Below are 24,516 nucleotides of genomic sequence, written 5' to 3' on the forward strand. Positions count from 1 at the left end.
ACTTCGCGTCACCTTCGCGTAAAAAGTTAACCGTTTGTTAAAATTCTCGTCAGTGTAAGCGGAGTGTTAAGCGCAAGTTACAAACTTCCTTAACGTGTGCTGATGACCAAGCTCATTTTGGAGACAGCTATGTTCGCATTTCCGGCCTTTGGTGCTCTTTCATCGTTCAATCGTTACAAGAATTTCCTCCCGACTCTCGAAATCGGCTCGCGCGGTGATGACACCTTCTACAGCAATGGCGGAACACAGTTCTTTATCGGCCAAAGGGGTGACGACACGCTGGTGATTGATGGATCGATGGAGGACTACAACTTCCTGTCGACCTTCCGCCCCCACAAATGGGCCGGCTCGCCGCTCGCGCTGCTGTCGGGTACCAATGCGCTGGGTCAGAGCGAGACGATCACCATCGTTGGCGTCGAGCAGATTTTCTTTGCGGGCGATGATTACACTCTTTACCTCGACGGTCGGAACAACGAAGTGCTGGCTGCTGACGATAGCGTAGTTGCTGTCGAAGACGTTGCGCTCCAGATCGATGTTGCGGACCTGCTGGCGAACGATTTCGACGCCGACGGTGATGCGCTGAGCGTATCGTCGGTTGCCGCGACCAGCGAGCTTGGCGCATCGGTCACCATTGAAAACGGCGTGATTACCTACCTTACCGGCGACGCGATGAACGCGCTGGCAGAGGGCGAGGTTGTCACCGATACCTTCGTTTATAACGTTGCTGACGGCTACGGCAGCGAAGTCACCGCCACCGTTTCGGTCGAAGTCACCGGCACCAACGACGCGCCGGTTGTGACTGTTGCCCCGTCCGTTGACATTGCCGAGAACCAGACTGCGGTTGCAACAGCTTCGGCTACCGATGTCGATGGTGAAACCGTCACTTGGAGCCTTTCGGGTAATGACGCGGCCAGCTTCGCGATCAATGCGGATGGCGAGATTTCGTTCATTGATGCGCCGGATTACGAGACCGACCCGACGAGCTATAACCTGACTGTCACCGCGACAGACGAAGCAGGCGGCGCGTCCAGTGAGGAGCTGACGGTCAACGTGACTGACGTTATCGAGGCCGACCCGACGCCGCGCCTCAATGAAATCCACTACGACAACGTCGGCGGCGATGTTGGAGAGTTCTATGAAGTACGCGTGGGCGCGGGGGCGGATGTTTCGAACCTCTACGTCGAGCTGTATAATGGCAGCAACGGATCGCTTTACGATACCAAGGTCATGTCAAATGCGACCAAGACGAGCGACGGCACCTATGACTACTATGTCGTGGAAGTCAGCCGCATCCAGAACGGTTCGCCCGATGGTATCGCTCTCGCTCAAGATGGTGAGCTGATCGAGTTCTTCTCTTACGAAGGTACGTTTACGGCTGCCTCCGTCTTCGGCTACGCCGACGGCGCCACTTCGACCGATATGGGAGTCGAGGAAGGCAGCTCGACCCCGATCGGCTATTCGCTCCAGCGTCTCGACGACGGGACTTGGGCCGAAGCCGCCCCTGAAACCAAGGGCTACGCCACCGGCGGCGTCGAGCCCGAAGAACCGCCCGTCGAGAAAGAGATCGTGCTGATCTCGACCATTCAGGGCGAAGGCTATTCGACCGGCATGTCCGGCCAGACCGTGACCGTGTCGGCTGTTGTGACCCAGATCACCAACACCGGCTTCTTTGTGCAGGAAGAGGACATCGACGCGGACGGCAATGCGCTGACCTCCGAAGGCATCTTCGTCTATACCGGCGGCGGCGAAGCTGTCGAACTCGGCAACCTTGTCGAAGTCATCGGCGAAGTCGAGGAGTACTACGGCCTCACCCAGATCGACGCGGATGCTGTCGTCGTGATCGAACAGGCCGCGATGGCACCGGACTATGTCGACCTCTACCTGACGCCGACCGAAGCGCTCTCGCTCGAACAGTACGAAGGCATGCTTGTCGAGGTCCACTCGGGCACCGAAGACGCGCTGACCATCATCGAGAACTACAACCTTGCCCGCTACGGCGAGATTGTTGTTTCGGCAGGCACCCAGATGCAGCCGACGCAGCTTTACGATGCGCAGACCCAGCAGGCCGAGATCGAGGCGCTGAACGAAGCCAACGGCAACAACCGCCTGATCTTTGAGGACAACACTTCCTCGCAGAACCCCGACCAGTTCACCTATCTGCCTGGCGGAGCAGGGGACAACGGTAACGGTTACCTTGATAAGGGCGACGATTTTGGCGACGACGGCTCGACCATTCGCCTTGGCGCTGAAATGGACAGCGCCAAGGGCGTTATCAACTACGCCTATGGCGATTACCGCCTGAACGTCACCGAAACGCTGGAGCTTGATCCGGCAACCAACGAAGGCGCCCGTGAGGATGTGCCGTCGGATGTTGGCGGTACGCTTCAGGTGGCGTCGTACAACGTGCTCAACTACTTCACCACGATCGACGTTTCGGGTGCGGGCACCGGTCCTGACGGCACGCTCGATCCGCGCGGCGCGGACTCTGCGTCGGAATTCGAACGCCAGTCGAGCAAGATCGTCGAAGGTATCCTTGGCACCGGCGCTGAAGTTCTGGCGCTGCAAGAGATCGAGAACAACGGCTTCGGCGAAGGGTCTGCCATCGGCACACTGGTCGGCCAGATCAATGCTGAAGGCGGCACCAACTTTGCCTATGTGAACCCGCTGTCCGAAGGTGAGACCCACGTCGGCACCGATGCCATCATGACCGGCATTATCTACAACGCCGATGAGGTCACGCTCGTCCACGCAGAGTACCTTGTTTACGAGGAAAGCTCTGCCGACACGACCTATGCCATCGCGGGCGAGATCGCGGACACGCTGGGCGTCAATTTCGACGACTACGACCGCAACCGTCCGTCCACGGCGGCGACGTTCATCGACAACGCGACCGGCGAAGAGTTCACCGTCGTCTCCTCGCACTTCAAATCGAAGGGCGACAGTGGGCTGGCCGATGTGGTCGATGCAGCCAAGGCGCATATCGCCAGCGGCGGCACTGACATCACGCAGGAACAGCTGGACACACTGCTCGCCGATCCGAACGTCGATCAGGGCGACGGTCAGGGCTACTGGAACGCGGTACGTACCGATGCGGCGATCGAACTGGGTAACTGGATCACCACCGACTACAACGGCACCGGCGCAACCAACGTCATCATGATGGGTGATATGAACGCCTACGCGCAGGAAGATCCGGTGCAGGCGCTGGGCGCTGACTTCAACGACCTCGTCGATGAGTTCATCGGTCAGGATCAGGCGTACTCCTACGTCTTCGACGGTATGCAGGGCTCGCTCGATCAGGGCCTCGCAGATGACGAACTGATGGCGCATGTCACCGGCGTTACCGAATGGCACATCAACGCGGACGAGCCGGGCCTCATCGGCTACGACGATACCTACACTGACTCGGCGTTCTATAACGACGGCGTCTACGGCAGCTCCGACCATGATCCGCTGATCGTCGGTCTGGACTTCAGCACTGCGGACACCTTCCTGTTCTAAGCTGATCGAAATCTCATAAAAACAGGCCCGCCGGAATGTCGAATTCCGGCGGGCCTTATCGTTTTCAGGGTCATTTTGAATACGAATGCAAAAATCACTTGCGAGACTCGCATTCTCCACATAACGCTATTGCAATCGTATTCAAAACATTCAGACGACGGGAGAGACGGCTTTGGCCATTACCTACCTGAAAAAGGGCAAACCGGAGGCCGAGCGCCAGTCGGACGACGCAGCGGTCCGCAACACGGTCGAAACCACGCTGGCCGAAATCGAAAAGCACGGCGACGCCGCCGTTCGCGAACTGGCCGCCAAGTTCGACAATTACACCCCTAAAAGCTTCCGCCTGTCCCAAGAGCAGATCGATGCACTGATCGCGACCCTGACAGAGCAGGAAATTGCGGACATCAAATTCGCTCAGGAGCAGGTTGTCACCTTTGCCAAGGCGCAGCGCGCGTCCATGACCGATATCGAGGTCGAAACGCTTCCGGGCGTGATCCTTGGTCACAAGAACATCCCCGTGCATTCGGTCGGTTGCTACGTGCCGGGCGGCAAGTTCCCGATGGTCGCTTCGGCGCATATGTCCGTTGCCACCGCCAAGGTCGCTGGCGTTCCACGCATCGTGGCCTGCACACCGCCGTTCAAAGGCGAGCCGAACGCAGCCGTCATCGCAGCCATGCATTTCGGCGGTGCGGATGAAATCTACGTACTCGGCGGTATTCAGGCGATCGGCGCAATGGCGCTGGGCACCGAAACGATCGAGCCGGTCCACATGCTGGTCGGTCCTGGCAACGCGTTCGTTGCCGAAGCCAAGCGCCAGCTGTTCGGCCGCGTCGGCATCGACCTCTTTGCCGGTCCGACCGAAACCATGGTCATTGCCGACGACACGGTCGATGCAGAACTGTGCGCGACCGACCTTCTGGGTCAGGCAGAGCACGGCTACAACTCACCTGCCGTTCTGCTGACCAACAGCAAGACGCTGGCCGAAGACACGCTGGCAGAGATCGAGCGCCTGCTCGCCATCCTGCCGACCGCCGACACCGCCAGCAAAAGCTGGGAAGATTACGGTGAGGTTATCGTTTGCGACAGCTACGACGAGATGCTTCAGGTCGCTGACGACATCGCTTCCGAGCACGTTCAGGTCATGACCGACCGCGACGACTGGTTCCTGGAGAACATGACCTGCTACGGCGCGCTGTTCCTCGGGCCGCGCACCAACGTTGCCAACGGCGACAAGGTGATCGGCACCAACCACACGTTGCCGACCAAGAAAGCCGGTCGCTACACAGGTGGTCTCTGGGTTGGTAAGTTCCTGAAAACCCACAGTTACCAGAAGGTCACGACCGACGAGGCTGCCGCACGTATCGGCGCATACGGCTCGCGCCTCTGCATGCTCGAAGGTTTCGCGGGTCACGCTGAGCAGTGCAACGTCCGCGTCCGTCGCTACGGCGGCGTGAATGTGCCCTACGCCGAGGCGGCTCCGGTTCTGCAAGAGGCCGCCGAATGAACTTGCCGCAAACACCATCGTTCCGACTGGACGGAAAGCGCGCTCTCGTGACGGGAGCGTCATCGGGCATCGGTCTGGCCTGTGCGGTGGCGCTTGCGGAGGCCGGAGCGGAGGTGACTTGCGTCGCCCGCCGCGAAGGCCCGCTCGAGGAGGCGGTATCGCAGATCCGCGCACACGGATGGGATGCATACTCCCGCGTCTGCGATATCGCCGACCTCGACGCTCAGGCAGAACTCTTTGACGTTCCTTTCGATGTCGTTGTGAACGCCGCGGGCATGGCCCGCCACACTCCCGCGCTTGCGACCACGGCGGCTGACTATGATGCCGTGATGAACGTCAACGTGCGGGCCGCCTATTTCCTTTCGACCAACGCAGCCAGGGCGTTGGAGGCAGCAGGGAAGGGCGGCTCGATCATTCACATCTCCAGCCAGATGGGCCATGTCGGCGGGCCGGACCGCGCGGTTTACTGCTCGTCCAAGCACGCCATCGAAGGCATGACCAAGGCTATGGCGCTTGAATTCGGCCCGTCCGGCATTCGCGTGAACACGGTCTGTCCGACGTTCATCCGCACGCCCCTGACCGAAGCCACATTCGCCGATCCCGAACGGTTCGCATGGATCACCGAGAACATCGCTCTCGGCCGTGTGGGCGAGCTGTCGGACATGATGGGCGCCGTTCTTTTCCTCGCTACGCCTGCATCGGCGCTGGTGACGGGTACCTCACTCAAGGTCGACGGCGGCTGGACCGCACGCTGACCGCATAACAAAGAAAGACTCGCAATGACTCCGCAGGAAATGGAAAGCCGCATCGTTCGCTACGGCGAACTCGTGCCTTGCAAAACCGCATTCATCGACGCCCACACGCCGGGTTCGGACCAGAAGGAAAACTTCACCATCATCGGTGGCGGCGTTTCCGAAAGCCCCGACCAGCACGTCCACATTAAGGACACGCCGGGCTTCAACATCGGTGCAGCGGGTCAGCCGCCGAAGTGCCGCAACTCGCTCCACTCGCACCGCACCGCCGAAGTGTTCTTCGTGCTGAAGGGCCGCTGGCGCTTCTTCTGGGGTCGTTGGGGTGATGCGGGTGAGGTCGTGCTCGAAGAAGGCGATATCATCAACATTCCGACCGGTATCTTCCGCGGTTTCGAGAACATCGGTATCGACTACGGTATGATCATGGCGATCCTCGGCGGCGACGATGCCGGTGGCGGTGTCCAGTGGGCGCCGCAGGTAATCGAAGACGCAAAGGACCACGGTCTGGTGCTGGGCGAGAACGGCAAGCTCTACGACAGCAAGAAGGGCCAGTTCCTGCCCGAAGGCGTGAAGCCGATGCCGCTGCTCACCGAAGAGCAGTTGAAAGCCTACCCCGAGCCGACCACCGCAGACGTCATTCCGGGCTATGTCGCGCGTTACTGGGATCTCATGGCTCTGGCCGACAAGACCCCTGCAAAGGTGATTGGCGAGAACGCCGCACTTAAGGACAAGCCGGGTTTCGAGGTCGACTTCATCTCGCACAAGTCTGCCAGCGACACGCAAGTCACCAGCGGCCGCAACGACGTGCTGATGGTCATGCGCGGTCACTGGAAGCTGACTTGGGAAGGCGGCGAGTCCGTTCTGGCTCCGGGTGATACCTGCGCCGTTCCGCCGTCGCTTACCTACTCGCTGGTGCCGTCGATGTCGGGCGAGGCCAGTCTCTATCGCGTTCGCGATACCGACGACGCCGCCGGCGCGACCTGGAAGCCGTAAATGGGATCGCGTGATCTGTCTCTGGTCCTGCTGCCCGGCATGATGTGCGATGCGAGGCTCTTTGCCCCGCAAGTCGAGGAAATCGGCGCATACATTCCGGTCAGCGTGGCCGACTTCACGACGCAGAGCACCATCGCCAACATGGCGAAAAGCGTTCTGGACAACGCACCGGAGACCTTTGCGCTGGCCGGTCTTTCCATGGGCGGCATCGTCGCGATGGAAGTCTTGCGTCAGGCACCGGAACGGATCACGCACCTCGCGCTTTTGGACACCAACCCGCTGGCCGAGACCGATAAGGTCAAAGCCGGGCGCGCACCGCAGATCGCCCGCGCCAAAGGGCGCGAGCTGGCTGCGATGATGGCCGACACCTTCATCCCACGCTACCACGGGGCAGAGGAATGCCATCTCGTCAGCTCGGTCGCGATGGACATGGCGCTGGACCTCGGCCCGCTGGTGTTCGCCCAGCAATCCGTCGCCCTGCGCGACCGTCCCGATCAGACGGAAACTTTGAAGGCGCACAAGCCACGCACGCTGATCCTATACGGGTCCGAAGATAAACTATGCCCGCCGTCACGTCATGAATTTATGGCGGATTTGATGCCCCACGCAACGGTCGTCCGCATCGACGGGGCAGGGCACATCCCGACACTCGAAACACCCGAAGTCGTCAATGCAGCGCTTCGCAACTGGCTGGAGATATGATGACGCCGACACTCCTCGAACTGCTGCGCTCGGTCGATACACCGACGGTCTGCAATGCCATCGAAGTGGCGCAGGGCAAGCGCGGGTTCAACGACTTCACGCGCGGCACCGTCCAGATCAGCGATCCGTCGGGCGTTGTCGTCGGCAAAGCGCGCACCGCCAAGATCGCCGCTAAGGTACCCAGCACCGAAGATCCCGCTTTGATCCGCGAACGCCGCATGGCTTATTACAAATACATGTCCGAAGGGACCGAACCGTCGATCGTCGTGATCGAGGACGAAGACGGCGCCGATGCAGTTGGCGCGTTCTGGGGCGAATTGAACACTACCGTTCACAAGGCATTCGGCCTCGCAGGCGTGCTGACCAATGGCGTCATGCGCGACCTCGGCGATATGGCTCCCGATTTTCCGGTTGTCGCAGGTCGGGTCGGCCCGAGCCACGCATTCGTGCGCGTGACCGAGCTGGACACGCCCGTCACCGTATTCGGCATGACCGTCCGCGCCGACGATTGGGTTCACGCCGACCGTCACGGCGCGGTGGTGATCCCCGCCGATGTGATCCCGCAATTGGAGGATGCGATCCGCAAGACGCAGGCCACCGAACGTATCGTTCTCGATGCCACCAAGGCTGAAGATTTCGATTTCTCCTCATTCGAAGCCGCTTGGTCGGCCTTCGAAAATGCCCGTACCTGACCACTCCATTTGGAATTAACGCATGACTTCTCCGCGCCTTCCCATTCCGTCCTCCATTGAATTCGTCAAATCGCCGAACCGCGACGCCATCGCGGACAACTCTTCGGTCGAGAGCATCGTTGCCGAAGTCATCGACCGTGTTGCCAAAGAAGGCGACGCTGCGGTGCGTGACTATTCCAAGCGTTTCGACAAAGCCGACCTCGAAGTTTTCGAAGTCACCGTTGAAGAGCGCGAAGCCGCTCTGTCGCGCATGGATCCGCAGACCCGCGCCGATACCGAATTCGCCATCGAAAACGTTCGCGCTTTCGCCAAGGCGCAGCTCGGCACTCTGTCGGAACTCGAGGTCGAAATCCGCCCCGGTGTTCATCTCGGCCACCGCAACATCCCGCTGGAACGCGTGGGTTGCTACGTTCCCGGCGGTCGTTACCCTCTGCTGTCGGCACCGATCATGACCATCGTTCCGGCTAAGGTCGCTGGCGTCGAAGAGATCGTCGCCTGCCTTCCGCCGAACGCTCATGAAGCCATGATCGCGGGCTGCCACCTGTCGGGCGCTGACCGCATCTTCCGCATCGGCGGCGCACAGGCGATTGCCGCTATGGCGCTCGGCACCGAAAGCGTCCCGCCGGTCGACAAGATCGTCGGTCCGGGCAATGCCTTCGTCAACGAAGCCAAGCGTCAGGTTTTCGGCCCGGTAGGTATCGACCAGCTGGCCGGCCCGTCGGAAATCTTCATCCTCGCCGACCAGACCGGCGATGCAGAGATGATCGCGACCGACCTTCTCGCACAGGCAGAGCACGACACCCGCACCCGCGTTGGTCTGATCACCACCGATAAAGCGCTGGCCGAGGCTGTTCTGGTCGAAGTCGACAAGCAGCTCGAAACCCTCTCGACCGCCGAAACCGCCGGTCAGGCATGGCGCGACTACGGCGAGATCGTTTTTTGCCCCGACGAAGAGTCCATGATCGCCTATTCCGACATCGTTGCCGCTGAGCACCTTCAGGTTCACACGCTCGACGCCAAAGCGTTTGCGAAGAAGCTCAAGCACTATGGCTCGCTGTTCATCGGCACCAATTCGAGCGTCGTCTATTCGGACAAGTGCTGCGGCACCAATCACACCCTGCCGACCATGGGCGCGGGTCGCTACACGGGCGGTCTGTGGGTTGGCACCTACATCAAAACCTGTACCCACCAGTGGCTCAGCGAAGAGGGCGTCCGTCAGGTGGCTCCGCCGGCAGCGCGTCAGTCGGCCAGCGAAACGCTCGAAGGTCACCGCCGTGCGGCCCAGCTGCGACTGGACCGCATGCAGGACTGATGTCCTCAGTCAGTGATTTCCAGCGGCCCGTCCTGCAATGCAGGGCGGGCTGTGTGGTTTGTGGCTTGCTCGAACGCGTGAGCGATGCGGCAGATCATGCCTTCTTCGCCGAAACGCCCGACGAGCTGCATCCCGAGCGGAAGCCCATGCGCGAAACCGCAAGGGACAGAGCTCGCCGGGTGGCCCGTCATGTTGAAGGGCAGGGTGCGCATGGCCGTCCAGACAGGCCCGTCCTCGAAGTCCGCGAAGGCAGGCGCGGTCGACAGCGTTGTCGGCGTGAGCAGCGCCGCGAAGGGTTCGAGCGCTTCGTCGAAGGTCGTCCGCAGGTCGGCGGCAAAGTCGAACGCCGCTTTGATTGTCGCCTCGTCCAGCATCGCGCCCGACAGAAGGTTGCGGCGCGCATCGAGGCCGTAGCCGTCATAGGACTTGGCAAGGCCCGCTTTGTGGTTCTCCCACGCCTCGGCCTGGATCTGGACGCAGCCCATGACCTCCATCGGGGCGTAGTCGGGCAGGGTGATCAGTTCGATCACCGCTCCAAGTTGCGAGAGCATTCCCGCCGCATCATCCATCGCGTCGATGACATATTGCTCGCAGGCGGGATCATTGACGAACCAGTCGCGGGCATAGCCGATGCGGAGCCCCTTGATGTCCTTGCCGACCTCGGCAGAGATGTCCCGTCCCGTCATCGCATCAAATACGAACGCCGCGTCGTCGACAGACGCAGCCAGCGGGCCGACCACGTCGAGGCTTTGCGACAACGGGAAAACGCCGTCGTTCGGCACGGCGCCGTGGGTCGGCTTGAGGCCGACGCAGCCGCTGTAGGACGCCGGAGAACGAACGGAACCACCCGTGTCGGTGCCTAAAGCTGCGCGGACCAGACCGCCAGCGACGGCAGCGGCGGAACCCGAGGACGAGCCGCCCGTGATGTGCGCCTCGCTCCACGGATTGCGGGCAGTCTGGTTGGGCTGGTCGTAAGCGGGGCCGGTCAGCGCGTATTCATAGGTCGCGACTTTGCCGACGGGCGCCATGCCGAGCGCACGCAGAGTTGCGACGACGGACGCGTCCTTTTCGGCAGGCGCGCCCTCATGCGCGTGAGAGCCGCAACGTGTCGGCATTCCGGCCACATCAATGATATCCTTGACCGCGATCGGAAGGCCGGAGAGCGGCCCCTCAGCAGGCGTTTCGCCGTCCGAAAGATGCACGAAGGACCGCAGTTTGCCATCGCGCGCCTTGATGCGGTCCATGGTGAGGGTCCACAGTTCTGCCGCCGTAAGCTCACCGGATTGTAACAGCGCGGCCTGCTCGCGGAGCGGGAAGTCAAGAACGGACATCGGCGTCACCTTTTCCAATGATGCGATTCGCATTCTCGCGGAGCGCTTTGCCTGCTTCATAGGCGGCCCTCAGGTCGTCAGCAGGGGGGACTATGCCCGAACTTTTAAGTCGTTGCCGGAACTGGTCAAATGTCATGTTGTCAGAGGTCATCGCCGCACTATTTCGCTGTTTTTCTTCACTTTTGCATACCTATTCACCAAGTCAACCTGACAACCGGAGTGCTTTGTTTTAGCATGGCGAACAGGAGTTCTTCAGTCAGTTTTGCATAAGTATGCATTTTCTTGTTGATCGATTCCGAGTTTCAGTCAACGATGCTGTGAATAGGTATGCAAAATACATTTTTGCGACGTCTTTAAGAAGATTGGAACAAACAAATGGGAAATCAGGACACCACCCCGGTGGCCGATAAGAAAGTCACGGCTTCGGCGAAAGCGCCGCAGGTCATGCAGGTCGAAACCAACGACTTTGTAGACCTCGTGCCGGAGACCCGCCAGCGAGCTCACTCGATGGAAGGTTTCGACGACTGTTACTCGGATATTGTCGATTACATTATCCGCTGCACGCACAAGATTTGGGACGAGCGTGACGTTGGTCTGATCTACACCCATTACACTCATAACTGCGTTCTCTACGGGACCATGGGTACGATGTACAACCGCGAGGATGTTGTCCGCGACACCATCCAGCGCCTCGTCAGCCTGCCGGAACGTCGCGGTCTCGCGACTTCGGTTATCTGGAACGGCGACGACAAGAACGGTTTCTACACTTCGCACCTCGTCACCGGCACCGGCCGCTACACCCAGAACGGTCACTTCGGCAAAGCGAACGGCCGTCCGTTCGTGTCGCGCACCGTCGCCGACTGCATGATCCTGCGTAACAAGATCTACCGCGAGTGGGTTGTTTCGGACCAGATGGCGATCATCCTGCAACTCGGCATCGACCCGCACGGCTATGCCGAAAAGATTGCCGCATCGAAGCTGTCGCAGGGCCTCAAGAGCCTCGACATCGGTGAAAACGGTCTGATGCTCGGTCAGTATCCGGTCGCCGAAGGCGTCGACACCTCGATCGCGAACAACGATCTGGAACGTAAGACGCTGGAAATGCTCCACGCGATCTACAACCGCAAAATGTTCGGAGAAATCCGCCGCAACTATGCGCCGACCTGCATGTATCACGGTCCGCTGATGAAAGAGCTTTACGGCATCAACGCTGTAACGCATCAGATCATCGGCCTCGTTGGTGCCCTGCCTGACGCCGTCTACTCGCCGCAGCACATCTGCTCGGTTCCCGACATCGAAGGCGGCACCAAGGTTGCGGTGCGTTGGGTGATGGAAGGTCATCACCTTGGCTTCGGCGGGCTGGAGAGCTTCGGCGATCCGACCGGCAAGCGGGTTCAGGTTATGGGCATGTCCCACTTCCACTTCAAAGACGGCAAGATCGTTGACGAGTGGACGGTCTACGACGAGCTGTCGATGCTCGTTCAGATCAAACTGGCACAACTGGCAGACAAGCCTTCGGCAGAAGAGGCACTTGCCTGATCGAATGACCGGAGCGGGGTTGTCCCGCTCCGTCACACCTACGATCCGCGCGCAAAACAACGCGGGCGTAATAACGGAGAGGAAAGACATGATGATGATGAAAACGACTGCGGCCAGCATCGCCGCTCTCGTCCTCGGCACCGGCGCTGCATTCGCTGACTGCGGCATCGAAAGCGGTTCGGTCCGCATTCTTGCCAACGACTTCGACGCGCTCGGTATCGTAATCGACGAAGCCAAAACCTGCGCTTCGGACACCGTTTCGGTCGAAGCGAACATGACCTCGGAGCACAAGTCGCTTCAGGTTCCGGCTCTGACCATCAATCCGGCCCAGTACACCGTTGCTCTGGTCGCCAACAACTCGATCGTTCCGCTGCTGAACGACGACCTGATCCGTCCGCTGGACGATCTTGTCGCTGAATACGGTGACAGTCTTCAGGAAAGCCAGCTGATCCGCGTCGACGGCGAAGTCGTTGCCATCGCGTTCATGGGCAACGCCCAGCACCTGTTCATGCGTTCGGACATCCTCGAAGAAGCTGGCATCGAGACGCCGACTTCCTATGAAGAGATCCTCGAAGCTGCCAAGGTTCTGCGCGAAAAGGGCATCATGGAATACCCGCTCGCGGCTGCCGACCTTCCGGGTTGGAACCTCGCTGCGGAATTCGTGAACATGTACCTCGGCATGGGCGGCGACTTCTTTGAGGCCGGTTCGGCAGAGCCGTCGATCAACAACGAAACCGGCATGAAGACGCTGGAAATGATGAAGGCGCTGACCGAGTACATGTCGCCGGAATACATGACCTATGACGCCAACGAAATGAAGGCGCTGTATCTTGCTGACGAAGTTGCCATCATGAACCAGTGGGGTTCGATGGTGAACGGTCACATCGACCCCGAAGGTCCGGCTCCGGAGATCGGCGAAGCAACTATGCTCGCTCCGGCACCTTTCGTCGGTGGTGGTGCGACCCCGGCTGCTGCTCTTTGGTGGGATGGTTTCACCATCGCCAAGAACATCTCGGATGAAGACGCAGCTGCTTCGTTCCAGGCTATGGTCTACGGCGCACGTCCGGAAGTCGCTCAGGCGAACCCGACTGGCGCTACCTGGCTGATGAAGGACTTCGACGCTCCGGAAAGCGCGAACGGCGTTCTCGGCACGGCTGCCGAAGGTGCTCGCGCTTACCCGATGACCCCCTACATGGGCCTTCTGCACACCGCACTGGGTGCCGAACTGGCTGAGTTCATGCAGGGTTCCGAAGGCGCAGAGCAGGCACTGTCTGACGTAGAAGCCGCCTACCGTGCAGCCGCGACCGAGGCTGGTTTTCTGAACTAAGCCTGTCGCACCTCCCGTGTCCCCGACATTGTCGGGGACACCTCTATTTCGGAAGCACTCCATGCGACATCGCGATTTTATCGCCTTTATTTTCCCGTCCGTGGTCGCGATGATCCTGTTCATCGCCATTCCCATCGTGTCGGTGGTCGTCCAGTCCCTTTATGTGGAGCACGACCGCGTCCTGATCGAAGTTGAGAACTGTGGTCCATTCGGTTGTACGACCGAAACCCGTGTCGATGCCGAAGCCACTGCCGAAATGAAGGCAGAACAACCGCTCGGCAAATTCAACGGCCTCGGGACCTATTTCAACCGCGCCCACCTCGCTGTGGACGAGCTCAAGGCGATCTTTGCCGACAACGACGGATTTGGTGACATCGTCGCCCAGATATACAACCTCCCGTTCTACAAGGCGCTGAGCTTCACGCTGGTCTATACGTTTCTCGTGACACCGCTCTGTATGATATTCGGTTTCCTCATCGCGCTGGGGGTCAATGCGATCCCGAAAGTGGTCAAAGGGCCGGTGATCTTCCTGTCGCTGCTGCCCTATATCGTGACCCCGCTAATCGGCTCGCTCATCCTGTTCTGGATGATCAACTCCGACGGCGTGATCGGCGCGAGCCTCCAGTACATCTTCAACGATCCCGAGCTGTCGCTCAAAGCGTCGCCGGTTCTGATGTGGATGGTCCTCATCATCTACGGCACGTGGCACATGGCACCGTTCTGCTTCGTCGTGTTCTACGCGGGTCTTCAGACCCTGCCGACCGACACGCTGGAAAGCGCGATGATCGATGGCGCGAACCGTTGGGAACGTATCCGCTATGTTGTGATCCCGCACCTTGTTCCGCTCGCGACCTTCGTTGGCCTCGTGCTGCTCATGGATAACTTCCGCGTCTTCGAACCGATCGTCGGTTTCTCTTCCGAAGCGCACGCAACGTCGCTGTCCTGGGCGATCTACAACGACCTCAGCGGTCAGGTAGACCAGCTTTATGGTTCGGCTGCGGCAACTTCGGTGCTGACAATGATCGGCGTACTTATCATCCTGACGCCCGTGCTGATCCGCACATGGCGTGACTTCTCGCGGAGGGCCCGCTGATGCACGACACTAACGCACTCCGCCAGAGCAAAGGACTGATGATCGTTACGACGGTGATCCTGATCCTCTGGCTCATCCTTGCGGCCTTCCCGTTCTTCTGGACCGTTTGGGGCTCGTTCAAAGTGCAGGCCGATTTTTTCAGCCGCGAGAACTTCCTCAACGCGATCTTCGGACCGGCAACCGAACGCCAGACAGGCGGCGCCTTCACGCTGGACGGCTACCGCGGTGCGTGGATCGAGCGCGAATTCTGGCGCTCGGTCATCAACACGGCCATCGTCACTGTCTGCGTGACCACGATCAGCCTCGTGTTCGGCACGCTGGGCGGCTACGCGCTGTCCCGTTCGACCCGCAAGTACACGTTCTGGATCCTGATGGCCGCGCTGTTCTTCCGCGCAATGCCGCACATCACGCTGGTGTCGGGCTACCTGCTGCCGTTCTTCGAGATGAACATCTGGGGCTATCTGCCGACCGCGATCATCGTGCTCGTGGCGATCAACCAGCCGTTCACCATCTGGATGCTGCACAGCTTCTTCATGTCGATCCCGAAAGACCTCGACGAGTCCGCCATGGTCGACGGTTGCACCCGTTTCCAGGCGTTCCGCTGGGTGATCATGCCGGTCATGTGGCCGGGTGTGATCACGACGGGTCTGTTCAGCTTCCTGCTGGCTTACAACGACTTTGCTGTCACAGGTATGCTCCTCAATCAGGACAACCAGACCATGGTCCCCAAAATCAACTCCTTCATGGGCACAATCCAGAGCGAAGGCATGATCATGTATGCGGTTGCCGCCGTGGTTTCGGCTACCGTTCCGCTCTTCATCCTCGTGATGTTCTTCCAACGCCAGATCGTCAGCGGCCTAACCGCCGGCGCAGTCAAAGGGTAATCCCATGGCAGAAATCCATCTCAAGAACGTCTGCAAACGCTGGGGCGATGTTGTCGGTGTCGACAATTTCGACCTCGAGATCGCAGACAAGGAATTCCTCGTTCTCCTCGGGCCGTCGGGCTGCGGTAAGTCCACTACCATGCGCATGATCGCTGGCCTCGAAGACGTCACCGACGGCGAGATCATCATCGGCGGAAAGGTTGTGAACAACCTCGAACCGAAGGACCGCGACATCTCCATGGTGTTCCAGTCCTACGGCCTCTACCCGAACATGACCGTCTACGAGAACATCCGCTTCCCGCTGAAGGTCCGTAAGATCCCGAAGGCCGAACACCACGACCGCGTTATGCGCGCAGCCGACATGGTGAACCTCGGCAACCTTCTGGATCGTCGTCCGGCAGAGCTTTCCGGCGGTCAGCGTCAACGTGTGGCTCTGGCCCGTTCGCTGGTCCGCGAGCCGAACGTGTTTCTCATGGACGAGCCGCTGTCGAACCTCGATGCCAAGCTGCGCGTTTCGACCCGTGCGGAGATCAAGAACCTCCAGCACAAGCTGCAAGTCACCACGATCTACGTCACGCATGACCAGATCGAAGCCATGACGCTCGCTGACCGCGTGGTCGTCATGAGCGACGGTGTCGTCCAGCAGGTCGCCACCCCGACCGAGATTTACGACAATCCGGCGAACACCTTTGTGGCCAGCTTCATCGGCTCGCCCGCGATGAACCTCGTCGAAGGCCAGATCAATGGCGGTGTCTTCACGGCCGAAAACCTGACCCTCGCCGGTCTGCCGACGCATCAGTCGGGCAAGATCATCCTCGGCTTCCGCGCAGAGGACGTGACGCTCTCGGATCAGCCTGCGCACCTCAACGCTCCGGCCTTCGCGCTGGAACTGTTGGGCGAGGCTTCGATGGTCGCTGTCCACGTTGGCGAGACGCTGGTTAACCTCAAGGCTGCAAAAGATTTCCGCGCCGAGATCGGCGAGATGATCCATGCAACAATTCCGGTAGAAACTTGCCACCTGTTTGATAGTAAAACGGGTAAACGTATCATTCTGGATTAATGACATCGGCCGTTCACGCCGATAAATACCACCTGACACAAAGGCGAGTAAGTGAATGGCTAGCGCGAAATCAGTGACATCCGTAGATGTGGCCCGCAAAGCTGGCGTCAGCCAGTCGGCCGTTTCGCGCTATTTCACTCCAGGGGCGTCGGTCTCTGCAAAAATGGCCGAGAAAATCCGCGTAGCCGCTGACGAATTGGGCTACCGCCCGAATGTTCTGGCCAGATCGCTGATCACCGGCAAAAGCCGCATCATCGGTCTGGTCGTCTATTATCTCGAAAACAGCTTCTATCCGGAAGCGGTCGAAAAACTGTCGATCGCTTTGCAGGAAAACGGCTACCACGTCCTGCTCTTCATGGCGTCCAACACCGTTGGCGATGTCGAGCCGGTCGTGCAGCAGATCCTCGACTACCGCGTTGACGGCATCATCATGGTGTCTGTCTCGGTGTCCTCGGTTCTGGCCGAGCGTTGCCGCGATCTGTCCATCCCCGTGATGCTGTTCAACCGCGACCAAAAGCGTGATGACCTGCGCTCTGTCACCAGCGAAAACTACCGTGGCGGCCAGATGGCGGCGGAGATCTTCCTGAAATCCGACCACAAGAAGATCGCACACCTCGCCGGTTTCGACGACGCGAAAACCCAGATCGACCGTGAAAAAGGGTTTGTCGATGCTTTGAATGCGGCGGGGCAGGAACTGCATTCGCGGGCATCCGGCAACTACGATTATGCAGAAGCGGTCGAAGCAGCGCGCACTTTGTTCGATGTCGAGGACAAGCCCGACGCTCTGTTCGTGGCAGACGATCACATGGCCTTTGCAGCGATGGATGTGATCCGCCACGAACTGGGCCTGCGCATTCCCGAAGACGTCGCGGTTATCGGTTTCGACGACACGCAGCAGTCGCGTTGGCCAAGCTACAACCTGACCACCATTCGCCAGCCGCTGAACCAGATGGTGTCGGCTGCGGTGAACGAGCTGATCAGCGCGATCGAAGACCCGACCACGCCGATCCGTAGCATCAAGATCGAGCCGGTGCCGCAGATCCGCGGCACCACCCGAAATTAAGCGTATTCTCTCATTGTGAGTTTTGCAGCGGCGGCTTCGTCCACGATGACCGTGACCTGAGCGTGCATTTGCAGGATCGAACCGGGACACATGCTGGTGACCGGACCTTCGATCATGGCTGCAACCGCGTCCGCTTTGCCGTCGCCGACCGCAAGGACGATGATGCGCTTGGCATCCATGATCGACGCGATGCCCATTGTGATCGCGGTCGTCGGTTGGCGTTCGCCCGCGTTGAAAAAGCGGCTGTTGGCGTCGAGTGTGCTTTTGGTGAGGGACTTCTCGCGGGTGCGGGACGCCAGAGAGCTCAGCGGTTCGTTGAAGCCGATATGACCGTTCCGACCAAGGCCCAGCAGTTGCAGGTCGATCGGGCCGAATTTCTGCAAAAGCGTTTCGTACTCTTCGGAGGCTTCTTCGGGCGGGATATCCCCACGCGGCAGGTAAGCAGAGCTTTGGCAGATGTCGACGTGTTTAAAGAAATGGTGCTGCATGTAGCGGCGATAGCTTTGCGGGTGATCGCCGCTCAGCCCGACGTATTCATCGAGGTTGAACGTCACCGCGTCCGCGAAACTCAGGCCGCTTTCGTGTTTATCGCGCAACAGCGCATAGACCGGCTCCATCGTGCCGCCGGTCGCCAGCCCGAGGACCGATGACGGTTTGTCCGTGACCTGCGCTGCGATGAGGTTGGCGGCCTCGGTCGCGGCGTCTTCGGGCGTGGGGTGAACGTGCAGGCGCATATCAGGCCGTCAATTCCAACTCGTTAAGATTTACATTTCGCTCGAAGGCGCTGCCGTCCGCGCGGAACAGGTGCGCGTTCTGACCTTCGAAGCCGACCGCGATTTCCTTGCCGCCCGCCATCGTGACCATACCGCCGGTGACGATGCAAATCGGCGCGCCGGAGAGCGTGTTCGCATATACAACGGTTTCGTTGCCGAGCCGTTCGACCACATCGGGAATGACCTTGATGTTGCCGCCCGAATGGAAGTCGGCAGGGCGGACGCCGACGCTGACTTCGTCGCCGATCTTGCAGTCGCCAGAGACGGGGAGGGTGCATTCGTTGCCGTCGTTCAGCTTGACCGTCACGCTCGCGGGAGAGATCGCAGTGATCGTGGCAGGCAGGAAGTTCATGTTGGGGTTCCCGATGAACCCGGCAACGAATTTGTTCTGCGGCTTGTGGTAAAGCTCCAACGGGCTGCCGCATTGTTCGATGACGCCATCGCGCAGCACGACGATCTTGTCGGCCATGGTCATGGCTTCGATCTGGTCGTGGGTGACGTAGATCATGGTGTTCTTGAGCTGGCCGTGCAGACGCTTGAGCTCGACGCGCATCTCGGCGCGGAGCGCGGCGTCGAGGTTCGACAGCGGCTCGTCAAAAAGGAAAACCTTGGGTTCGCGCACAATCGCGCGGCCGATGGCAACGCGCTGGCGCTGACCACCGGACAACTCGCCGGGTTTGTGCTTCAGGCGCTCGTTCAGCTTCAACACGTCGGCTGCGCGGCTCACCAGACGGTCGACGTCGGCTTGGGGCGTGCGGGCTACGCGGAGCGGGAAGGCGATGTTCTCGTAAACCGACATATGCGGATACAGAGCGTATGACTGGAACACCATCGAGATGCCGCGTTTGACGGGCGCGAGGTTGTTAACCACCTTGTCGTCGATGACGATCTCGCCGCTTGTGATCTCTTCCAGACCCGCGATCATGCGCAGCATCGTCGATTTGCCGCAGCCCGAAGGTCCGACAAAGACAACGAACTCGCCTTCGTTGATGTCCAGATTGGTCGGTTTGATGACTTCGGCCTTGTCGAAGCTCTTCGTCACCGCACGCAGCGAAAGTTGGCCCATATCGCAGTCCTGTAGATGGGGTGGGGGAGGCGGCGTGGTGCCGCCTCCGATAGTGGCTTACTCGTTCAGATCTTCGAGTTCCGACTGGGCCTCGGCAGCGGCTTCTTCTGCCGATACTTCACCGGTCAGGACCGACTGGATGGCTTCGTTGATCACGTCTTGCATAGCAACGTAGTCATAGAGAAGCGGCTCGGGGCCACCGGTCGGAACGGAGATGACGAACGGCTCCCACGACGGATCTTCGGCAACGAGGTTCTCGGTATCCATGGTCTGACGGATCGGGGTCCAACCACCGGCGATGTCGAATGCCGACTGCTGTTCCGGAGCGGTCATGTAGGTGATCAGGTCGAGGGTCGCTTCTTCGACGCCCGAACCTTTGAACACGACAAGGCTGTCGGTGATCAGCAGGGTACCGTGGTCGCCCGACGGACCCGACGGTATCAGGGTAATACCATAGTCGATGTCGCCTGCGGTGTTACGACCCCAACCACCGTTGGTGTACATGCCGATAGCTTCTTCAGCGAAGAGCGGCTCGAGCTTGCCGCGGTCATATGCCAGCGGACCTTCTTCGGTGTAGTCGGCCAGATCACCATAGAGCTGGAGGGTTTCGACGACCTCGGGAGAGTCGAACACGATCTCGCCGTCCGCGTTGATGACTTCACCGCCGTTCGAGTAGAGCCAGTTCAGCCACTCGTGCATGGTGTTGTCAAAGTCGGCAGCGGGGAGGCCGATACCGGCAGCGTCGGTGTTTTCGGTGATCGCTTTGGCAGCGGTCACAACATCTTCCCAAGTCTGCGGGCCGTCCGGCATGTCGAGGCCGGCTTCTTCGAAGAGACCCTTGTTCCAGTACAGTGCCTTGGTCGAGAAGGCGCGCGGCAGACCCCAGACTTCGCCGTCGAACATGACGGTCGACAGAACGGAGTCTTCATAGGTGCCGAGTTCTTCTTCGGTCAGGTCGAACGGAATGATCAGATCGCTTTCAGCGAGCTGCTTGAGCACGCGCGAACCCATGTAGGACGCAGCAACCGGATCACCTGCCGAAGCGAGGGTGATAGCGCGTTCCTGGCACGAACCCCACGGAACATACTCGAACACGACCGAGTAATCGGGGTTTTCGGCTTCCCATGCTTTCGCATGTTCTTCCTGAAGCGGGTTCTGCGGGTCGGCAGCAGCACCACAGTTGATCAGGTGGATTTCAGTCTGTGCGGCAGCAGCGGAGGCAAACCCCAGAACCGCAGTCGTAGCAAGAAATAGTGCCTTGGCTTTCATTGTTATATTCCCTTGTTGGACCATGATTTTTCGTCACTCCTTCACCGCGCCGGAGGTCAACCCGGCGACGATGTAGCGTTGTAGGAAGACGTAAAGGATCAACACCGGAGAGATGCCGACCAGACTTGCAGCCATCAGTTCGTTCCAGTGAACGGTTTGGTGGCCGAAGAAATCGTAAAGTCCCACGGGCAGCGGCTTGTAGGCGTCCTTCGAGTTGAAGGTGAGGGCGAACAGGAACTGCTGCGCATAGGCGGTAATGAAAGTGGCAATGGTCACAACCATGATGCCGGGAAGCGCGACCGGGAGGATGACGCGCCACAGAGTGTAGAGACGCGAAGCACCGTCGACGTAGGCGGCCTCTTCAAGCTCTTTGGGGATACGCAGGAAATAGCTGCGCATCAGGAAGATACCGGTCGGCACGCAGAACGCTGCACCAGGGATAATCATCGACCAGTAGGTATTCAGAAGTCCGAGCGTCAACATCAGCTTGTAGAGCGGAATGATGAGCACGGCGGCACCGACCATGTTGATGCCGAGGAACATCGCCAGCAGCCCGTCGCGTCCACGATAGGTGAAACGACCGAAGGAGTAGGCGGCAGGGATGATGCAGATCAGGGCGAGGATCGTCACGCAGCACGCGATGAAGAAACTGTTCCAGATATAGAGCGCGAGGTTCGGCACGGATTTCCACATGATCGAGTAGTTCTCGAACGTCATGTCATCGGTGATGAACTCGTAAGGAATGTTGAACAGACCATCGAGCGGGCGGAGCGAGACCGCGAAGGCTTCGGCGAACGGCGCGAGGACGAACATCAGGAAAACAGCGACGCCGAGGTAAAGCAGGACCAGTTCCCACCAAGTGTATTTGTTCAGCATCAGGCAGTCCCCCGCTTGCTCAGTCGCGACAGCAGCGCGAGGTAAACTCCGGCAAAGGCCGAGAGGCAGATGAGGATCATCACGGCGCGGGCGGCACCTTCGCCGTAGCGGAAGCGGCTGATCGCGGTCTTATATGTGTCGATGATCATCGTGGTGGTCGAGCCGCGCGGGCCGCCTTCGGTCAGGATCCAGATGATGTCGAAGCTGTTGAAGGTCCAGATCGCGGACAGCAGCGCCATCGTCGCCATCGCAGGTGCGATCAGCGGCAGGGTAATGCGGCGGAAACGGTAGAAGCGCGATGCGCCATCGGTCCAAGCGGCTTCATGCAGTTCCGTCGGAATGGATTGCATCGCGGCCAGCAGGTAGAGCGCCACCATTGGCGTGCCGATCCATACGTCGGTGATGACCGTGGCGAGGAATGCGGTGTTGCCGAAGGCGAGGAATTCCAGCGGTCCGTCAATCAGGCCGAGGCGCTGCATCACGCCCGAAATCATGCCGAACTGGCCGTTGTACATCCAAGCCCAGATGAACACGCCCACAGCAATCGGCACGATCCACGGCGGCATGATGAGTACACGGAACAGCGCGCGGCCCGGAATGGCGGCATTCAGGAGTACCGCGCCGAATGTGCCGCAAATGATCTTGAGCGCGACCGAGCAGGTCATCCAGAGGAAGGTGAGGCGGATCACCTCCCAGAAGTCGTCCTCGAAAATCTCGACGTAGTTGTCGATGCCAACGTATTTCCACGATGGTCTCATCGAGGCGTTGGTGAACGACAGGCGGAAGGTCTCGAACAGCGGCCAAGCCACGATCGTCACCGTCAGCGCGAACGCCGGTATCAGGAGGAGGTAGGGAAAGTAGTCGATCTTTTTCATGCGTTGCCCGCCAGAGCCTTGTCGAAATCGTCCCAGACAGGAGCCAGATCGATCATTCGTTTTTCATTACGCGACAGGTCCATCGCCATCGCGGTGACGCCTGCTTCCAGCGCGTCGATGACGCTGAGCGGAAGCTGGTCCAATGTGCCGTTGATGTGGGCGACGATATCCACCGCCATAGCGTCATCCGCGCCGTAGTGTCCGTCGTTCGTCGCATCCCCCGGAGTGCTGTCGATGATCCGCTCGCCGGTATCGGAGAGGGTGACGTGCAGGTAATTGCGGAGGAAATCACCTTCCGCCTGACCGTCAACTCCTGCCACCATGAAACGGCGGTATTCGTCGGGCACGTTCAGGTTGGTGTGGAACGCCAGCGTCGCGCCGTTTGCGTAGTTCACGATCGCGGTCTGGTAATCGATGATGTCGCCGGTGCCTCCGAATGCGTCATTCACGCCGCCCCAACGCGGGCTCATCTTCGACAGGTAGTCAGCATCGACGCGGCGCTCGGGCAGGTATTTCTTGCGGCCACCGAACGAGGCGACCTCCATCGGACGCGCACCGACGAGACCTTGATAGAGGTCGAGGTCGTGGCAGCATTTTTCCAGCATGAAGCCACCCGACATCGCGGTATCGCGGCGCCAGTCGCGCATGAAAAAGCTGCCGTGGTAGGGAGCGATGTGCTCGGCGGCCTCTATGGACATGATCTCGCCAAGGTGCTGTCGGTTCGCATCGGTCAGCGCGCGATAGAGCGGTGAATAACGGAGCACCATGCCGACGAGGATACGGCGAACGCCATCATGCTCCGCCATCAGCTTGGCCAGCGACATGGTCTCTTCGATGTTCGTGACGACCGGCTTTTCGGCAAAGATGAACTTGGCCTTCGATTTCAGCGCCAGTTCGAGGTGTTCGAGGTGCAGGTGGTTGGGCGATCCGATCATGATCACATCCAGATCATGCTCCGCCAGCATTTGTGCTGGACTATCATAGCGGATCGGAGCGGCATCGAGCGGCTCGAATACTGGCATTCGCACATCATCGGGGTCTGTAACGGCCACCCATTCAATGCTCTGATCGGCTGCGGCAAAGCAGCGAACCAGATGGGCGAGCCTGTCGCCAAGGCCGATAATGCCGTACTTCATGCTGTCACTTTCTGGTGGATTGCAGCCTTCAGAGCCGCGACTTTTCCGGCATCGGTCATGCGCTGTGTAGCGTTGATGCCGATGCGTGAGACCGCGCCCTTCGCCGCGATATCGGTGCCGCAGGAGGAGTGGATCGCGTGGATGCCCGCGTCGATCAGCGGCTCAATGTCAGCGATGGTAAGGCCGCCGCCAGCCATGATCTCCACGCCTTCGGAGGCGGTGATCATTTGTTTGATGATGGGCAGTCCTTCGCGGACGCTGGATGTGCCGCCAGATGTCAGGATGCGCTTTATTTTGTTGCGCTTTGCCACTTCGACACACGCAACCGGATCGGGCGAAATATCGACAACGCGGTGAAGCGTGACATCGAGGTTGCCAGCTTCCGCGACCATCTCCGCAATGGCTGTTTCGTTGATAGTGCCGTCTTCATTCGCCGCGCCGATGACGATGCCTTTTACGCCTGCGGTGCGCAGGAACGCGATGTCGGCAAGGCAAGCGTCGATGTCAGCCGTGCTGAACACGAAGTCGCCCGCACGGGGACGCACCATCGCATGAACCTCGGCGCCTTGGGCAATCGCGCTGGCGACGAGGCCGACGCCGGGAGTGAGACCTCCAAGCGCCAGCGAGGAGCAGAGTTCGATACGATCAGCACCCATCGCGGCAGCAATGCCGTCGGGCGTGTCGATACAAACTTCCAGTGCAACGCGGTACATGGTGACTCCGATTGGTTGCACAACTACGAGCAAGTTTTGCGACTCGTTTCAAGAA

21 protein-coding genes are annotated in these 24,516 nt (G+C 59.8%); 13 read left to right on the plus strand and 8 right to left on the minus strand.

Annotation, left to right across the window (positions count from 1 at the left end):
* Positions 1-129 precede the first annotated feature (129 nt).
* The 7 genes from HCZ30_RS02270 (at position 130) to hisD (HCZ30_RS02300) (ending at position 9,456) form a co-directional block, all read left to right on the plus strand.
* Positions 130-3,501 (plus strand): ExeM/NucH family extracellular endonuclease, encoded by a 3,372-nt coding sequence (locus tag HCZ30_RS02270; protein ID WP_167636135.1) that lies wholly within the window; start codon positions 130-132, stop codon positions 3,499-3,501.
* Positions 3,502-3,673: 172 nt separating this feature from the next.
* Positions 3,674-5,005, plus strand: a complete 1,332-nt coding sequence (gene hisD, locus HCZ30_RS02275) for a histidinol dehydrogenase (RefSeq protein ID WP_167636136.1) — start codon at positions 3,674-3,676, stop codon at positions 5,003-5,005.
* Positions 5,002-5,760 carry an SDR family NAD(P)-dependent oxidoreductase gene (locus tag HCZ30_RS02280; protein WP_167636137.1) on the plus strand — a complete coding sequence of 253 codons (759 nt, stop codon included), beginning with the start codon at positions 5,002-5,004 and terminating at the stop codon, positions 5,758-5,760. Before hisD (HCZ30_RS02275) ends, HCZ30_RS02280 begins: the two co-directional genes overlap by 4 nt.
* A gap of 24 nt (positions 5,761-5,784) precedes the next feature.
* Entirely contained in the window at positions 5,785-6,750 is a 966-nt protein-coding gene (locus HCZ30_RS02285) for a cupin domain-containing protein (protein WP_167636138.1), read from the plus strand.
* Positions 6,751-7,452, plus strand: coding sequence for an alpha/beta fold hydrolase (locus HCZ30_RS02290; protein WP_167636139.1), 702 nt, complete (start codon positions 6,751-6,753; stop codon positions 7,450-7,452).
* The gene (locus HCZ30_RS02295; RefSeq protein WP_167636140.1) at positions 7,452-8,144 is read left to right on the plus strand and encodes an RraA family protein; all 693 of its coding nucleotides are present in this window, start codon (positions 7,452-7,454) and stop codon (positions 8,142-8,144) included. Before HCZ30_RS02290 ends, HCZ30_RS02295 begins: the two co-directional genes overlap by 1 nt.
* Before the next feature lie 22 nt (positions 8,145-8,166).
* Entirely contained in the window at positions 8,167-9,456 is a 1,290-nt protein-coding gene (hisD, locus tag HCZ30_RS02300) for a histidinol dehydrogenase (RefSeq protein ID WP_167636141.1), read from the plus strand.
* A 5-nt stretch (positions 9,457-9,461) separates the two neighbouring features.
* Here the strand turns inward: hisD (HCZ30_RS02300) and HCZ30_RS02305 are convergent, their stop codons facing one another.
* Complete coding sequence (locus HCZ30_RS02305; protein ID WP_167636142.1) at positions 9,462-10,787, minus strand: amidase; 1,326 nt, start codon at positions 10,785-10,787, stop codon at positions 9,462-9,464.
* A 399-nt stretch (positions 10,788-11,186) separates the two neighbouring features.
* Here HCZ30_RS02305 and HCZ30_RS02310 point away from each other — a divergent pair, with 399 nt between their 5' ends.
* From HCZ30_RS02310 to HCZ30_RS02335, 6 genes are all read left to right on the plus strand, one after another.
* Entirely contained in the window at positions 11,187-12,326 is a 1,140-nt protein-coding gene (locus tag HCZ30_RS02310) for an ester cyclase (RefSeq protein ID WP_348640344.1), read from the plus strand.
* Between the two features lie 88 nt (positions 12,327-12,414).
* The gene (locus tag HCZ30_RS02315) at positions 12,415-13,653 is read left to right on the plus strand and encodes an ABC transporter substrate-binding protein (RefSeq protein WP_246212534.1); all 1,239 of its coding nucleotides are present in this window, start codon (positions 12,415-12,417) and stop codon (positions 13,651-13,653) included.
* A gap of 61 nt (positions 13,654-13,714) precedes the next feature.
* Positions 13,715-14,746: a carbohydrate ABC transporter permease gene (locus tag HCZ30_RS02320; protein WP_167636144.1), complete on the plus strand. Its 1,032-nt coding sequence runs from the start codon at positions 13,715-13,717 to the stop codon at positions 14,744-14,746.
* On the plus strand, positions 14,746-15,630 hold the full coding sequence (locus HCZ30_RS02325) for a carbohydrate ABC transporter permease (RefSeq protein WP_167636145.1): 885 nt from the start codon (positions 14,746-14,748) through the stop codon (positions 15,628-15,630). Before HCZ30_RS02320 ends, HCZ30_RS02325 begins: the two co-directional genes overlap by 1 nt.
* 4 nt (positions 15,631-15,634) lie before the next feature.
* Complete coding sequence (locus tag HCZ30_RS02330; protein WP_167636146.1) at positions 15,635-16,690, plus strand: ABC transporter ATP-binding protein; 1,056 nt, start codon at positions 15,635-15,637, stop codon at positions 16,688-16,690.
* Positions 16,691-16,745: 55 nt separating this feature from the next.
* A complete protein-coding gene (locus HCZ30_RS02335) occupies positions 16,746-17,753 on the plus strand; it encodes a LacI family DNA-binding transcriptional regulator (protein ID WP_167636147.1) in 1,008 nt (335 codons plus the stop codon).
* On the opposite strand, the gene nagB is transcribed toward HCZ30_RS02335, so the two are convergent.
* The 7 genes from nagB to HCZ30_RS02370 are packed head-to-tail and all read right to left on the minus strand — an operon-like array spanning position 17,750 to position 24,461.
* A complete protein-coding gene (gene nagB, locus HCZ30_RS02340) occupies positions 17,750-18,487 on the minus strand; it encodes a glucosamine-6-phosphate deaminase (RefSeq protein ID WP_167636148.1) in 738 nt (245 codons plus the stop codon). The genes HCZ30_RS02335 and nagB overlap by 4 nt on opposite strands.
* A gap of 1 nt (position 18,488) precedes the next feature.
* On the minus strand, positions 18,489-19,592 hold the full coding sequence (locus HCZ30_RS02345; protein ID WP_167636149.1) for an ABC transporter ATP-binding protein: 1,104 nt from the start codon (positions 19,590-19,592) through the stop codon (positions 18,489-18,491).
* Positions 19,593-19,649: 57 nt separating this feature from the next.
* Positions 19,650-20,861: an ABC transporter substrate-binding protein gene (locus tag HCZ30_RS02350; protein ID WP_167636150.1), complete on the minus strand. Its 1,212-nt coding sequence runs from the start codon at positions 20,859-20,861 to the stop codon at positions 19,650-19,652.
* Positions 20,862-20,894: 33 nt separating this feature from the next.
* Positions 20,895-21,737: a carbohydrate ABC transporter permease gene (locus HCZ30_RS02355; RefSeq protein ID WP_167636151.1), complete on the minus strand. Its 843-nt coding sequence runs from the start codon at positions 21,735-21,737 to the stop codon at positions 20,895-20,897.
* Positions 21,737-22,612 carry a carbohydrate ABC transporter permease gene (locus HCZ30_RS02360; RefSeq protein WP_167636152.1) on the minus strand — a complete coding sequence of 292 codons (876 nt, stop codon included), beginning with the start codon at positions 22,610-22,612 and terminating at the stop codon, positions 21,737-21,739. The genes HCZ30_RS02355 and HCZ30_RS02360 overlap by 1 nt, the downstream gene beginning before the upstream one ends.
* Positions 22,609-23,748, minus strand: a complete 1,140-nt coding sequence (locus tag HCZ30_RS02365; protein WP_167636153.1) for a Gfo/Idh/MocA family protein — start codon at positions 23,746-23,748, stop codon at positions 22,609-22,611. Before HCZ30_RS02365 ends, HCZ30_RS02360 begins: the two co-directional genes overlap by 4 nt.
* Entirely contained in the window at positions 23,745-24,461 is a 717-nt protein-coding gene (locus tag HCZ30_RS02370) for a copper homeostasis protein CutC (protein ID WP_167636154.1), read from the minus strand. The genes HCZ30_RS02365 and HCZ30_RS02370 overlap by 4 nt, the downstream gene beginning before the upstream one ends.
* Positions 24,462-24,516: the final 55 nt, after the last annotated feature.

It is taken from the genome of Marivivens donghaensis (assembly GCF_011806565.1).
Classification (GTDB): Bacteria; Pseudomonadota; Alphaproteobacteria; order Rhodobacterales; family Rhodobacteraceae; genus Marivivens; species Marivivens donghaensis_A.